General features: G+C 64.8%; 7 protein-coding genes. 2 read left to right on the forward strand and 5 right to left on the reverse strand.

Annotated elements, in window-relative coordinates:
* Positions 1-62 precede the first annotated feature (62 nt).
* The gene (locus RGV59_RS23400; RefSeq protein ID WP_102618087.1) at positions 63-2,693 is read right to left on the reverse strand and encodes an MGH1-like glycoside hydrolase domain-containing protein; all 2,631 of its coding nucleotides are present in this window, start codon (positions 2,691-2,693) and stop codon (positions 63-65) included.
* Between the two features lie 195 nt (positions 2,694-2,888).
* On the opposite strand from RGV59_RS23400, the gene RGV59_RS23405 reads away from it, so the two are divergent.
* A complete protein-coding gene (locus RGV59_RS23405) occupies positions 2,889-4,265 on the forward strand; it encodes a VOC family protein (protein ID WP_126586727.1) in 1,377 nt (458 codons plus the stop codon).
* A gap of 174 nt (positions 4,266-4,439) precedes the next feature.
* Here RGV59_RS23405 and RGV59_RS23410 read toward each other — a convergent pair whose 3' ends face one another.
* Positions 4,440-4,664, reverse strand: coding sequence for a DUF465 domain-containing protein (locus tag RGV59_RS23410; protein ID WP_104903012.1), 225 nt, complete (start codon positions 4,662-4,664; stop codon positions 4,440-4,442).
* Positions 4,665-4,838: 174 nt separating this feature from the next.
* Here RGV59_RS23410 and tkt point away from each other — a divergent pair, with 174 nt between their 5' ends.
* The gene (tkt, locus tag RGV59_RS23415; RefSeq protein ID WP_102618089.1) at positions 4,839-6,893 is read left to right on the forward strand and encodes a transketolase; all 2,055 of its coding nucleotides are present in this window, start codon (positions 4,839-4,841) and stop codon (positions 6,891-6,893) included.
* 213 nt (positions 6,894-7,106) lie between these two features.
* Here the strand turns inward: tkt and uvrA are convergent, their stop codons facing one another.
* The 3 genes from uvrA to RGV59_RS23430 all read right to left on the reverse strand — a co-directional run bounded on the left by uvrA (position 7,107) and on the right by RGV59_RS23430 (position 14,359).
* Positions 7,107-9,626 carry an excinuclease ABC subunit UvrA gene (uvrA, locus tag RGV59_RS23420; protein WP_126586729.1) on the reverse strand — a complete coding sequence of 840 codons (2,520 nt, stop codon included), beginning with the start codon at positions 9,624-9,626 and terminating at the stop codon, positions 7,107-7,109.
* A 249-nt stretch (positions 9,627-9,875) separates the two neighbouring features.
* The gene (locus RGV59_RS23425) at positions 9,876-12,968 is read right to left on the reverse strand and encodes an error-prone DNA polymerase (RefSeq protein ID WP_185833603.1); all 3,093 of its coding nucleotides are present in this window, start codon (positions 12,966-12,968) and stop codon (positions 9,876-9,878) included.
* Positions 12,944-14,359, reverse strand: a complete 1,416-nt coding sequence (locus RGV59_RS23430) for a Y-family DNA polymerase (protein ID WP_126586733.1) — start codon at positions 14,357-14,359, stop codon at positions 12,944-12,946. The genes RGV59_RS23425 and RGV59_RS23430 overlap by 25 nt, the downstream gene beginning before the upstream one ends.
* Positions 14,360-14,365: the final 6 nt, after the last annotated feature.

Below are 14,365 nucleotides of genomic sequence, written 5' to 3' on the forward strand. Positions count from 1 at the left end.
GGATGGCAGCGTTCGCCATGATCTACATCCCTGTAAAAGTCGGGGCGGCGAATTTACCCGATTCAAGGCGTGGAGGGTACATGCAACAGCAACGCCACCAACGCACTCCACCCCGTCTGGTGTGACGCCCCCAACCCGCGCCCGGTCTCCCCATGGAAATACTCATGGAACAACACCAGATCACGGCTGGCCGGGTCCGCCTCCAACTGCGCATACCCGGCCATCGACGGACGCAGGCCATTGTCATCCCTGAGGACCAATCGGCTCAGGCGCTGGCTGAGGCTGTCGGCGACTTCCTCCAGGGACGACAGATAACCACTGCCCGTCGGGTACTCCACCGAGAAGTTATCCGCGTAGTACCGATGAAACTCGCGCAACGATTCGATCAGCATGTAATTCACCGGCATCCACAACGGCCCGCGCCAGTTGGAATTGCCGCCGTACAGACGCGAATCGGATTCACCGGGTTGGTAGCGCGCGCACAACGTGTCGCCGTTCATCTTCAGCGCCAGGGGCTGCTCGGCGAAGGCCTTGGACATTGAGCGCACGCCAAACGCCGAAAGAAACTCACCGTCATCCAGCATCCGCCGCAGCAAGTCCTTGGTGCGCTCGCCGCGCAATAACGCCAGCAACAGGCGATTGCCCTGCCCCGGTTCGTTCCAGCGCGAGACCAGCTTGGCCAGGTCCGGCCGGTGGTGCATGAAGCCCAACAACCGCTCACGCAAGCCTTCGAGGCCCTCATGCTCGCGCTGTTCCAGTACCAGCACGGCGAACAGCGGCATCAGGCCGACGATGGAACGCAGGCGCACCGGTTCGTTCTGACCGTCGGGACGGTGCAGTACGTCGTAGAAGAACAGGTCCTGTTCGTCCCACAGGCCCTCGGCGCTGTCGTCGACACGGTTGATCGCACCGGCGATATACAGGAAGTGCTCGAAAAACTTCACCGCGATATCGACGTACACGACATTGCGCTTGGCCAGTTCCAGCGCGATACGCATCAGGTCCAGCGCATACGCCGCCACCCACGCCGTGCCGTCGGCCTGATCCAGTTGGTAGCCCGGCGGCAGTGCGGCCGAGCGGTCGAACAAGGCGATATTGTCCAGGCCGAGGAACCCACCCTGGAACAGGTTGCGCCCTTCGGCATCCTTGCGGTTGACCCACCAGGAGAAATTCAACAGCAACTTGTGGAAGATCCGCTCCAGGAAATCCATGTCGCCGACGCCGGTCAACGCCTTGTCCTGCTGATACACCCGCCAACAGGCCCAGGCATGCACCGGCGGGTTGGCGTCGTCGAAGCGCCATTCATAGGCCGGCAACTGGCCGTTGGGGTGCATGAAGCGGTCCTTCACCAGCAGCAACAATTGTTGCTTGGCATACCCCGGATCGATCAGCGCCATGGCCACCGCCTGAAAGCCCTGGTCCCAGGAGGCGTACCACGGGTATTCCCAGGTGTCGGGCATGGAGAGGATGTCGAAGTTGGACAGGTGCCGCCAATGGCTATTGCGCCGTTGCAAACGCTCGGGCGGCGGCGCGGGTTGGGTCGGGTCGCCGTCGAGCCATTGGTTCACGTCGAAGTAATAGAGCTGCTTGGACCACAGCAAACCGGCCAGGGCCTGGCGCTGCACATTGCGCGCGTCGGCATCGGCGATGCCCTGCTGCAACGCGGCGTAGAAGTCATCGGCTTCCTGGCGGCGCTGTTCAAACAGCTTGCGCGCATTGACCTCGGGCGCGTCCTTGGGCGCAAAACGCAGATACACGACTTTGCGCTCCAGCCCCGCCAACTCCAGGATGAAACGCGCGGCCGCCTTGGTGCCGCTGTCGCGGCGAATCGCGGTTTCCTGCCCCGCCACCACGTAATCGTTGATCCCATCCTTGAACGGCCCCGGCGCCGGTTGCCCGTCCAGCTTGGGGGCGTTGCTTTCGTTTTCGCAGAACAGCCATTCGACGCCGTCCTGGCCCCAGGCACTGAGGTGGCGGTCCGGCAATTCATGATGCCGCGCCAGCACGCGCTCGCCGTCCAGCCGCAACTGCGGTTTCGGCGCGCCGACGGCCCAGCTCCAATCATTGCGCGCCCACACCTGCGGCAGCACTTGCAGGCGTGTCGGCTGGTCGGAGCGGTTGTGGACGCTGACGCGCATGAAGATATCGTCGGGCTGGTGCTTGGCGTATTCGACGCTGACGTCGCAATACCGGTTGTCTTCGAACACGCCGGTATCGAGGATTTCGTACTCGGCGTCCGCCAGCCCGCGCTGGGCGTTTTCGGCGATCAGGTCGGCGTAGGGAAACGCCGCGTGGGGATATTTGTAGAGCATACGCATGTAGGCATGACTCGGCACACCGTCGACGAAAAAGTACAGTTCCTTGACGTCCTCACCGTGGTTGCCCTCGGCGTTGTTCAGGCCGAACAGGCGCTCCTTGATGATCGCGTCATGCTCGTTCCACAGCGCCAGGCCCAGGCACCAGCGTTGCGCCTTGTCACTGAACCCGGCCAGGCCATCCTCGCCCCAGCGGTAAGCGCGGCTGCGCGCATGTTCGTGCGGGAAGTAACGCCAGGCATCGCCGTCGGCGCTGTAGTCCTCGCGCACCGTGCCCCATTGGCGTTCGCTCAGGTACGGGCCCCACTCGCGCCAGCACTCGGCGGAATCGGCGGCCAGGCGCTGGCCTTCAGTGGTTTGCACAATAGTGGCGCTCATCCAATCCTCCCTCAGCCATCGCGTAAGGCCAGTGTAGAACCCATTCCCGGCGGGATGCACATGAAGACGGTTTTACCCCACTCATTCGTTTGCAGAATGAAGTCCAGAGGAATCTTCGTTTGCGCGGGCCTGCGGCGCCCAACAGAATCGGGGGTAACGGCATTCATTACTCTTACCGCAGCCAGGAATTTTTCTATGCCCAGCACCGCGTTTATCAGCCCCGACGACATCCGCAAAGGCTTTTCCAAGGCCATGTCCGACATGTACCGCGATGAAGTGCCCCTGTACGGCGCGCTGATGGAGCTGGTGGCCGACATCAACCGCCGCGTGCTCGACGCCGACCCGAGCCTGGCGCAACAGCTGCAACGGACCGGCGAAATCCAGCGCCTGGACATGGAACGCCACGGCGCCATTCGCCTGGGTACCGCCGCCGAACTGGCGACCATCCGCCGCCTGTTCGCGGTGATGGGCATGCAACCGGTGGGCTACTACGACCTGACCCCGGCCGGCGTGCCGGTGCATTCCACCGCATTTCGCGCCGTGCATGAATGCGCGCTGCAAACCAGCCCGTTTCGCGTATTCACCTCGTTGCTGCGCCTGGAACTGATCGAAAACCCCGAACTGCGCGCCTTCGCCGAAGCCGCCCTGGCCAAGCGTTCGATCTTCACCCCCGGCGCCCTCGCCCTGATCGAACAAGCGGAACGCGATGGCGGCCTCAACGCTGACGACGCCGAGGCATTCATCCGCCAGGCCCTGGAAACCTTCCGCTGGCACCACACCGCCACCGTCACCGCTGCGCAGTACCGGCAACTGAGCGACCAGCATCGCCTGATCGCCGACGTGGTGGCCTTCAAGGGCCCGCACATCAACCACCTGACCCCGCGCACCCTGGATATCGACCAGGTCCAGGCCGCCATGCCCGGCAAAGGCATCACCCCCAAAGCCGTGATCGAAGGCCCGCCGCGCCGCCGCTGCCCGATCCTGCTGCGCCAGACCAGTTTCAAGGCCCTCGACGAAACCATCGCCTTCACCGACGCCCAAGGCAGCCACAGCGCACGCTTCGGCGAAATCGAACAACGCGGCGTCGCCCTCACACCCAAAGGCCGCGCGCTGTACGACCAACTGCTGAATGCCGCCCGCGACGCACTCGGCGCCTTCCCCAACGAAGCCAACGCCGCGCATTACATGCACTTGATGGAACAGCACTTCCAGGCCTTCCCGGACGACCACACACAAATGCGCGAACAAGGCCTGGCCTACTTCCGCTACTTCGCCACCGACAAAGGCCTGGCGGCACGCGGCCAAGCCGACCAACCGCGCACGCTGGACGCGCTGATCACCGCCGGTCACGTCGATGTAGAACCGCTGGTGTATGAGGATTTTCTGCCGGTGAGTGCCGCGGGGATTTTCCAGTCGAACCTGGGGGATGCCGCGCAAAGTCACTACGCGGCCAATTCGAACCAGGCCGAATTCGAACAGGCACTGGGGCGCAAGACCCTTGATGAGTTGGCGCTGTATGCCGAGACGCAACAGCGCTCGATGGATGAATGCACCCACACGCTACTGGCCTGAAACAAACTGCCCGCCCGGCTCAGCAGCGCAATCCTCGCGCCCTATAATCCCCCAGAGCCGGGTGGACGGCGGGCATCATAAGTATCGGAGGGAAGGATGTCGTTCAGCCAAATCTGAAAAAATGTGCAAGGGAGCGACTGACGCGCTCCCTCCGTGGTGAATGGATCGCGCGCTTTACTGCAGCAAATCCTTGATCTCATCTTTAACCAACAAGCGCTTTTCCTTTAACTTCTTCAGCTCCTCATCGCTGCCGGCTGCCTTTTCAGCGCTCACCACCAATTCGTCGACGGCGTTGTATTTATCAAACAGCGCGTTCAGACGCGGATTTTTCGCCCGGTGTCCATCGACTTCGTCCTTGCTCAAACCCAAGTCCTGATACAGGTCGTGTTTCACTGGCATGGCCTACCTCCGCAAGTTGATCAATGATTACGCCCTTGAAGCTAGCCCATTCCAGGGGGTCTTGTCATGTTTGCGGGCAAACCAGTTCCGTTCGTCGCTACACCGGCGATGGAATCAAACCTTTGCCGCGCCCTGCCCTCCACTGTAGATCGCTACCCGAGGGAGACCGGTTTCATGAATCACGCCGCCACCGCTGTCGACACCCAATGCATCAACACCCTGCGCACCCTGGCCATGGATGCCGTGCAGAAGGCCAATTCCGGCCACCCCGGCACGCCCATGGGCCTGGCGCCGGTGGGGTATACGTTGTGGAGTCGCTTCCTGCGTTATCACCCGGAGCATCCCGACTGGCCCAACCGCGACCGTTTTGTGTTGTCGGTGGGGCATGCATCGATGCTGCTGTATTCGTTGCTGCACCTGGCCGGCGTGGTCGAGATCGATGCCCAGGGCCAGCGCTCGGGGCAGCCGGCGATCAGCCTGGACGATATCCAGCAGTTCCGGCAGATGGGTTCCAAGACCCCAGGCCACCCCGAGTACCGCATGACCACCGGCGTAGAAACCACCACCGGCCCCCTCGGCCAGGGGTGCGCCAACAGCGTCGGCATGGCCATGGCCGGGCGCTGGCTGGGCGAGCGCTTCAACCGCGACGGCCAGGTGCTGTTCGACTACAACGTCTACACCCTGTGCGGCGACGGCGACATGATGGAAGGCATCAGCAGCGAAGCCGCCTCCCTGGCCGGGCATTTGCGGTTGGACAACCTGTGTTGGATCTATGACAACAACACCATCAGCATCGAAGGCCACACCGAACTGGCCTTCAGCGAGGACGTGATCCAGCGCTTCCAGGCCTATGGCTGGCACACCTTGCACGTGACCGATGCCAACGACCTGCACGCTCTGAGCACGGCGCTGCAGACCTTCCAGCGCAATACCGGTGCGCCGACCCTGATCGTGGTCGACAGCGTGATCGGCTACGGCTCGCCGCACAAACACAACACCGCCGCCGCCCATGGCGAGCCGCTGGGCGAGGCGGAGATCCGCCTGACCAAGGCCGCGTATGGCTGGCCGGAAGACGCCAGCTTCCTGGTGCCCGAGGAGGCGCGCACGGTGTTGCGTGATGCATTGCACGCGCGCGCCGAGCCGTCGTACCGACAGTGGCAGCAAACCCTGGCGTCCCTCGACCCGCAACTGGCCGACGAACTGCAACGCATGCGCGCCGGGAACATGCCCGAGCAATGGCAAGCTGAACTGCCCAGCTTCGACTCCGACGCCAAAGGCGTGGCCAGCCGTGCCGCCGGCGGCGCGGTGCTGAATGCCTTCGCCCGGCAGATTCCCTGGCTGCTGGGCGGCTCGGCGGATTTGTCGCCGTCGACCAAAACCAACCTGACCTTCGACGGCGCCGGACGTTTCAGTGCCGACGACTACAGCGGACGCAACCTGCACTTCGGCATCCGTGAACATGCCATGGGGGCGATCGCCAATGGCATGGCGCTGTCCTACCTGCGCCCGTACACCTCGACGTTCCTGGTGTTCAGCGACTACATGAAGCCGCCGGTCCGCCTCGCGGCAATCATGGAATTGCCGGTGGTGTTCGTGTTTACCCATGACTCGATCGGCGTCGGCGAAGACGGCCCGACACACCAGCCGATCGAACACCTGAGCCAACTGCGCGCCACGCCGGGGTTGCTGACCCTGCGTCCCGGCGACGCGAATGAAACCCTGGAACTGTGGAAGGTCGCCCTGGCCCAGACCCACCGGCCGAGCTGCATGGTGTTGTCGCGCCAACCGCTGCCGACTCTGGACCGCACGCAGTACGCAGCCGCGTCCGGTGCCGCCCAGGGAGCCTATGTGCTGGCCGGCGCCGCACACCCCGAGGTCATCCTGCTGGCAACCGGCAGCGAAGTCAGCCTGGCGGTGGCGGCGTATGAACAGCTCAAAGGCGAAGGCATTGCCGCGCAGGTGGTCTCGATGCCCAGCTGGGAGCTGTTCGAAGAGCAGCCCACCGCCTACCGCGACAGCGTACTGCCGCCAGCGGTGACCGCGCGGGTGGTGGTGGAACAGGCCGGTCCGTTGGGCTGGGACCGCTATGTCGGACAGACCGGCGCCAAAGTGGTGATGAACAGCTTTGGCGCATCGGCGCCCCTGGCCAAGTTGCAGGAGAAGTTCGGGTTTACCGTGGAGAATGTGGTGAAGCTGGCCAAGCAACAGATCCAACGGCAGGAACATTGATCACAACGGTGACTGACACACCGCTATCGGGGGCAAGCCCCCTCCCACATGGGAGAGTGGGGCTCACCGCCGGCACCCGAGCATGAGCAAATGCCACTAACCCCGCCGATCAACCAAGGGAATGCGGTCAATGTGGGAGGGGGCTTGCCCCCGATAGCGGTGCATCAGTCACTGCATGAGTACCCGAACCACTGAAGTGCGCCCCATTGATGGTCAGACCAGCTCCCGGGCGAGAAACGGCGCGGTGCGGCTTTTCTTGCTCTTCGCCACCTGTCGCGGCGTGCCGCTGGCAACCACCTTGCCGCCCAGGTCCCCAGCACCCGGCCCGATATCGATCACCCAGTCACTCTGGGCCACCACGCGCATTTCATGCTCCACCACAACCACCGTATGCCCGGCGTCGACCAGATGGTTCAGCTGGCGGAGCAAGCGGTCCACATCCCGTGGGTGCAGGCCGGTCGTCGGCTCGTCCAGCACATACAAGGTGGCGCCCCGGGCATTGCGTTGCAGTTCGGTGGCCAGCTTGATGCGCTGCGCTTCGCCCCCGGACAGTTCCGTCGCCGGTTGGCCGAGGCGCAGATAGCCCAGGCCGATATCGCGCAGCACCAGCAACGACCGCAGCACCCCCGGCTGCTCGGCGAACACTGCCACCGCCTGCTCGACGGTCATGCCGAGCACTTGGGCAATGTTCAAACCATGCCATTGGATCGCCAGGGTCTCGGGGTTGTAGCGCGCCCCGTGGCAGGTCGGGCACGGCGCATACACGCTGGGCATGAACAGCAACTCAACGCTGACGAACCCTTCGCCCTCGCAATTCGCGCAGCGGCCCTTGGCGACGTTGAAAGAAAACTGCCCCGCATCGTAATCACGCTGCTTCGCGGCCGCTGTGGCGGCGAACAGTTTGCGCACGTTGTCGAACAGCCCGGTGTAGGTCGCCAGGTTGGAGCGCGGCGTGCGGCCGATGGGTTTCTGGTCCACCTGCACCAGCCGGTGAATCCGTTCCAGCCCGGCGCTGATGCACCCGCCGCTGGTGGGCGGGGCGTCATCTTCCAGGCTCGGTTCGTCTTCGCTTTCCGGCACGCGGCCGAGGCCGCTGCCCACCAACTCCAGCAGCGCCTGGCTGACCAGGCTGGATTTGCCCGAGCCGGAAATACCGGTCACCGCAGTGAAGCAACCCAGCGGGAAATCGACACTCAAATCCTTGAGATTATTACGTGTGACGCCCTCCAGGCTCAGCCAGCCGGTCGGTTCGCGGCGCCGGGGATTGGCCGGGCGCCGTTCGGCAAACAGGTACTCACGGGTCTGCGACGCTTCAACCTGCGCCAAACCCGCCGGAGGTCCGCTGTACAGCACTTGCCCGCCGTGTTCACCGGCCGCCGGGCCGACGTCGATCAGCCAGTCGGCGCGGCGCATGGTTTCCAGGTCGTGTTCCACCACAAACAACGAATTGCCGGCAGCTTTCAAACGCGCCAACGCAGTGAACAGCGCTTCGCCATCCGCCGGGTGCAGCCCCGCCGACGGCTCATCCAGCACATAGATCACGCCGAACAATTGCGAACCCAATTGCGTGGCCAGGCGCAAGCGCTGCAACTCGCCGGACGACAAGGTCGGCGTGCTGCGCTCCAGGGACAGATAGCCCAGCCCCAGCTCGGTCAGGGTGCTGACCCGCTCGAGCAGATCCTCGGCGATGCGCTGGGCAGCCAGGCGCTTTTCCAGCGACAGTTTCATCGTGTCCTGCCCCGCCGCCACCGGCCGCAGCAGCTCGGCCAATTGAGTCAGCGACAGTTGCAAGAGTTCGCCGATGTCCACCCCGGCAAACTTCACCGACAACGCCGCCTGGGTCAGCCGCTTGCCGTCGCACAACGGGCAGGCGCTGCCCTGCATGAACTGCGCGACACGCTTTTTCATCAGCGCACTTTGGGTGTGGCTGAAGGTGTGCAGGATATAGCGCCGCGCGCCGCTGAACGTGCCCTGGTAGCTCGGCTCCAGCTTGCGTTTCAGCGCCTCGCGGGTCTGCTCCGGGGTGAAACCGGCGTACACCGGCACGGTCGGGGTTTCTTCGGTGAACAGGATCCAGTCGCGCTGCTTTTTCGGCAAATCACGCCACGGGATGTCGACGTCATAGCCCAGGGTCACCAGGATGTCGCGCAGGTTCTGGCCTTGCCACGCCAAGGGCCAGGACGCGACCGCACGCTGGCGGATGGTCAGCGAGGGATCGGGCACCATCAGCGCCTCGGTCACCTCATACACGCGGCCCAGGCCGTGGCATTGCGGGCAGGCACCCTGGGGCAGGTTCGGCGAAAAATCCTCGGCATACAGCATCGCCTGCCCCGGCGGATAACTGCCGGCGCGCGAATAGAGCATGCGGATCAGGCTGGACAACGTCGTGACACTGCCCACCGACGAACGCGCACTCGGCGTGCCGCGCTGTTGTTGCAGGGCCACGGCAGGCGGCAGGCCTTCGATGGAGTCTACATCGGGCACGCCGACCTGATCGATCAGGCGTCGCGCATAGGGCGCCACCGATTCGAAATAGCGCCGCTGGGCCTCGGCATACACCGTGGAAAAAGCCAGGGACGACTTGCCGGAACCCGACACGCCGGTAAACACCACCAGGGCATCCCGCGGGATATCCACATCGACGTTACGCAGGTTATGTTCGCGAGCGCCGCGAACCCGGACGAACCCAAGGTGCTGGGCAGTGATCTGAGGGATGTTGCGCGATGAAGTCATGGTCAACCTTGTGGCGCGGCAAGCACGCGGCGCACCCGATGCGTCTGGGTTTCGGGGTTATAGGGCTTGCTCAGCAGATGAATGTCGGGGCTCAGCAGGTGCGGAATTGGCTAAAAAATGCATCGGTTGGCTCTTGGCGAAGAGAAGCGTGGGTAGGTGGTGCAGCACCACGCATAGAAAATAGGAGCCTGCCAGCAATCATTCGTTTCATTGCATATAGCTTATCCACGCAGGCCAGAGCAACTGCGCTCAGTGAAAATCCCGGCTGCGCACAGCGATGCCTTGCAGCAGCGGCGACAGGTCGGTGAGGCGCCCGGCGATCAGGTGCCGCACCTCGCCCACCGCCTCCCAGCGCCCGTCCACCTTGAGCAGGCGCGAGCCGACCAGGGCCTGGCGCTGACGTTCTGCCAGGTCGCGCCAGACCACCACATTCAGATTGCCGAATTCATCCTCCAAGGTGACAAAGGTCACACCGCTGGCGGTGCCGGGGCGCTGGCGACCGGTCACCAGGCCGGCGACGCTGACAGTGCGGCCATGCTCCACCGCCATCAGCTCACGGGAACTGCGGCAGCGCCGTTTGCGCAATTCTTCGCGCAACAACGCCAACGGATGCGGGCCCAGGGTGGTGCCGAGCGTGGCGTAATCGGCCTGCAGGTCTTCGCCCACCGTGGGTGTCGGCAACTCCACCCGCGCTTCGTCGGGGCTGGGCAGGCCGGCGAACAGCCCGAGTTGTTTGTGTACCCCCGCCACTTCCCAGCGCGCCGTGTGCCGGTTGCCGGCCAACGCCCGCAAGGCTCCGGCATCCGCCAGCAAGGCTTGGGCGCGGGGATCCAGCCCGGCGCGTCGGTCGAGGTCGGCAATGTCGCTGAATGCACAGTGCTCGCGCGCCGCTTCGATCCGTCGCCCATCCTCTTCGCGAAACCCCGCGATCATGCGCAACCCCAGGCGAATCGCCGGTTGCGCGCCAGCGATGGGTTCCAGACTGCAATCCCAGTCACTGGCCTGCACGTCCACCGGGCGGATCTGCAAACGATGGCGCCGCGCGTCCTGCAGGATCTGGTCCGGGCTGTAGAACCCCATGGGCCAACTGTTGATCAACGCACAGGCGAAGGCCGCCGGTTCATGGCATTTGAGCCAGCAACTGGCGTAGGTCAACAAGGCAAAACTGGCGGCGTGGGATTCCGGAAAGCCATAGCTGCCAAAACCCTTGATCTGCTCGAATATCTGCGCGGCGAAGGCGTCGCTGTAGCCGTTTTTGAGCATGCCGGTGCGCAAGCGTTGCTGGTGCGGTTCAAGGCCGCCGTGACGCTTCCAGGCCGCCATGGAACGGCGCAACTGATCAGCTTCACCGGGGCTGTAATCGGCGGCGACCATGGCGATCTGCATCACCTGTTCCTGGAACAACGGCACGCCGAGGGTGCGTTCGAGCACCGCTTCAAGCTGCGGCGACGGATAGGTGGTGGGCTCCTCTTTGTTCCGCCGCCGCAGGTACGGATGCACCATGCCGCCCTGGATCGGCCCCGGGCGCACGATGGCGACTTCAATCACCAGGTCGTAAAAGGTCTGCGGCTTGAGCCTGGGCAACATCGACATCTGCGCCCGCGACTCGATCTGGAACACGCCGAGGGTGTCGGCCTTGCTGATCATTGCGTAGGTGGCCGGGTCTTCCTTGGGGATCGTCGCCAGGCACAGGTCGTGGCCACGGTGGCGACGCAGCAGGTCGAAACAGCGGCGGATCGCGCTGAGCATGCCCAGGGCGAGGATATCCACCTTGAGCAGGCCGACGGCGTCGAGGTCGTCCTTGTCCCACTGGATGATGGTGCGCTCGGCCATCGCCGCATTTTCCACCGGCACCAGGGTGTCCAGCGGGTGTTCGGAAATCACGAAGCCGCCGGGGTGCTGGGACAGGTGCCGGGGGAAACCGATCAGTTGCTGGGTCAGCGCGAGTATGCGGCGCAGCACCGGGCTGTCGGGGTCGAAACCGCCCTCGCGCAGGCGTTCCAGGGGCGGCGCTTGGTCACTCCAGCGCCCGCAGCACTCGGCCAGGGCATTGACCTGGTCCGGCGGCAAACCCAGGGCTTTGGCCACATCGCGCACCGCGCCGGCACCGTGGTAGCTGCTGACCACCGCCGTCAGTGCTGCGCGGGTGCGGCCGTAGCGCTGGAATACGTATTGCAGCACCTCTTCGCGGCGTTCGTGCTCGAAGTCGACGTCGATGTCCGGCGGCTCGTTACGCTCCCGGGACAGGAAGCGCTCGAACAGCATGTTCATCAGGCTCGGGTTGATCTCGGTGATGCCCAAGGCGAAACACACCGCCGAGTTGGCCGCCGAACCCCGGCCCTGGCACAGGATCGAACGGCTGCGGGCAAAGCGCACGATGTCATGCACCGTGAGGAAATAGCTTTCATAGCCCAGCTCGCTGATCAGTTCCAACTCGCGGTCGATCTGCTGCAAGGTCTTGACGTCGACCCCTTGCGGCCAGCGCCGGGCGATGCCTTCTTCGGTGACGGCGCGCAGCCAGGATCGGGCGTCATGGCCGGCGGGCACCAGCTCACGCGGATAGTGGTAGCGCAGTTGGCTGAGGTCGAAGGTGCAACGGCGCGCGATGGCCAGGGTTTCGTCGAGCAACGACGGCGGATACAACGCCTGTAACGCCGGCAGGCTGCGCAGATGCCGCTCGCCGTTGGGATGCAGGCGCGTACCGGCTTCGGCCACCGGTACGTGATGGCGGATGGCGGTCATGGTGTCTTGCAGGGCGCGGCGGCCGCGGGCATGCATATGCACATCGCCGCAGGCCACCGCCGGGAGCTGCAGGCTGGCGGCCAGGGCCAGGCGTTGCTCCAGGTGACGCGCATCGTCCTGCCCGCAATGCAGATGCACCGCCAGCCACAGGCGCTCGGCGAAGGTACGGCGCAGCCATTGGATCGAGGCCTGGGTGTCGCTGTCTTCGGCAATCCAGAGCGCCAACAGGCCGGGCAGCGGTTGGTCGAAGTCTTCTGGCAGCAGGCGATAACGGCCCTTCTCCGCCCGTCGCCGGGCCAGGGTGATCAAGCGGCACAGGTGCTGGTAGCCGCTGAGGTCTTCCACCAGCAGTAGCAGTTTCGGGCCGTTTTCGACGCGCATCTCACTGCCGATGATCAGCGGCAAACCCACCGCTTTCGCCGCCTGCCAGGCGCGCACGATGCCGGCCAGGGTGCATTCGTCAGTGATCGCCAGGGCGCTGTAGCCCTCGCGCTTGGCCCGCTCGAACAACTCCAGCGCCGTGGAGGCGCCGCGCTGGAAGCTGAAGTTGGACAGGCAATGCAGCTCGGCGTAACTCATGCGAACCAGCCTTGCAGCCACAACCCGTCGCATTGCCCCACGGTGCGGTAGGCCCAGCCTTGCTGGCCGGCGCGGGTCTGGATCAGGTAATAGTCGCGGCGGATATCGGCGCCATCCCACCAGCCCGATTCGATGCGCTCCGGGCCCTTCAGGATCTGCACGCCCGCCTCGGCCAGCAAGGTCGGCTCGGCGAGCAGCCAGCCGGGGCGTTGCACGTTGTTCAAAGTGGGGCACGGGTTTTTATCGGTCGCCGCTTGCCAGGCGCATTCGGGGCGGTGGTCGGCGTGAAAACGCAGGCCGTGTACCGCCTCATCGCCAAGCCGGGCGCGCAGGCGTTCGCGCAGTTGCGCCCAGGGCAGGGTCTGTTGCGGGCGGTCGTCGAACAGGTCCTGGCGTTGCGGCACGAACACCGGCAGGTCCTGGGCCACCAGGCGAACACCGCGCACGGGGGACGTCACTTGCACCTGCTCCAGACGCCCGCGGGCCAGTTCGAACAGCATCGGCGCTTCACGCTCGGCGCTGAGCAGGCCGACCGGGATCACGCTGTCGGGGGCCTGGGCGTGTTCCAGGTGCAGGGCGAAACGCTGGACGCCACTGTCGCGGCCACAGAGGAAGGCGGACAGGTCGCCGGTCAGACGACGCAGCGGGAATAACAGGGCCTGGTGGGATTGCACGTCGTAGTTCAGCTCGATGCGTACATCGAAGCGGTCCGGCGGCTGATAGAAGCCCAGCGCCAACGGCCGCTGCCCGCTCAGGGCATCCAGATGCTTGAGCAACGCCGCATCGAAGCGCCGCGCCAGGGTGTGCCGGGGCAACGCCTGCACCTGGGCCAGGCTGCGCAAGCCCATCCGCGACAAAGCGATGGCGGCCTGCGGGTCCAGGCCGGCGCGGTCGATGGGCAGTGGCGCCAAGGCCTGCATCAACGCGTGATCATCGGCCACGGCCAGGCCATCGTAGCGGTTCGCCAGCACCCGCGCCGCCACCGGGTTGGGCGCGGCGACGATGCGATGACGAAAGCCCAGCTCGCTCAGCTCTTTGCGCAGGCGGGCCTCGAAGCGCGGCCAGGGCCCGAACAGGCCCAGGCTCGACTCGATCTCAAACAGCAAGGCGCGCGGGTAAAACACGCTGACCTGGGAACTGAACTGGTAGGCCCAGGCCGCCAGAAACTGCTGCCAGCGTTCGATCTCCACGGGGTCGTATTCGGCGCAGGCAAAGGTTTTGACCAGCGCATGCGCCGCCGTCAGCGATTGACCGGGGCGCAGGCCCAAGGCATGCGCGGCCGCGTTGACGGTTTGCAGGACGCGCCGCTGCGGCGTGCCGGCCAGCAGCGCCAGCGGCTCGTGCGGCGTCGGATGCATACGCTGCACCGCGTCCAGCGCCAATTGCGGGAAGACAATACACACCCAGCGCATGCCAAC

This window comes from Pseudomonas sp. FG1, assembly GCF_034313875.1.
GTDB classification, from domain to species: Bacteria; Pseudomonadota; Gammaproteobacteria; order Pseudomonadales; family Pseudomonadaceae; genus Aquipseudomonas; species Aquipseudomonas veronii.

Coding starts and splice junctions, on each gene's coding strand:
- RGV59_RS23410 (WP_104903012.1), bottom strand. CDS start 4,664: ATGCCAGTGAAACACGACCTGTATCAGGACTTGGGTTTGAGCAAGGAC.
- uvrA (WP_126586729.1), bottom strand. CDS start 9,626: ATGACTTCATCGCGCAACATCCCTCAGATCACTGCCCAGCACCTTGGG.
- RGV59_RS23405 (WP_126586727.1), top strand. CDS start 2,889: ATGCCCAGCACCGCGTTTATCAGCCCCGACGACATCCGCAAAGGCTTT.
- tkt (WP_102618089.1), top strand. CDS start 4,839: ATGAATCACGCCGCCACCGCTGTCGACACCCAATGCATCAACACCCTG.
- RGV59_RS23400 (WP_102618087.1), bottom strand. CDS start 2,693: ATGAGCGCCACTATTGTGCAAACCACTGAAGGCCAGCGCCTGGCCGCC.
- RGV59_RS23430 (WP_126586733.1), bottom strand. CDS start 14,359: ATGCGCTGGGTGTGTATTGTCTTCCCGCAATTGGCGCTGGACGCGGTG.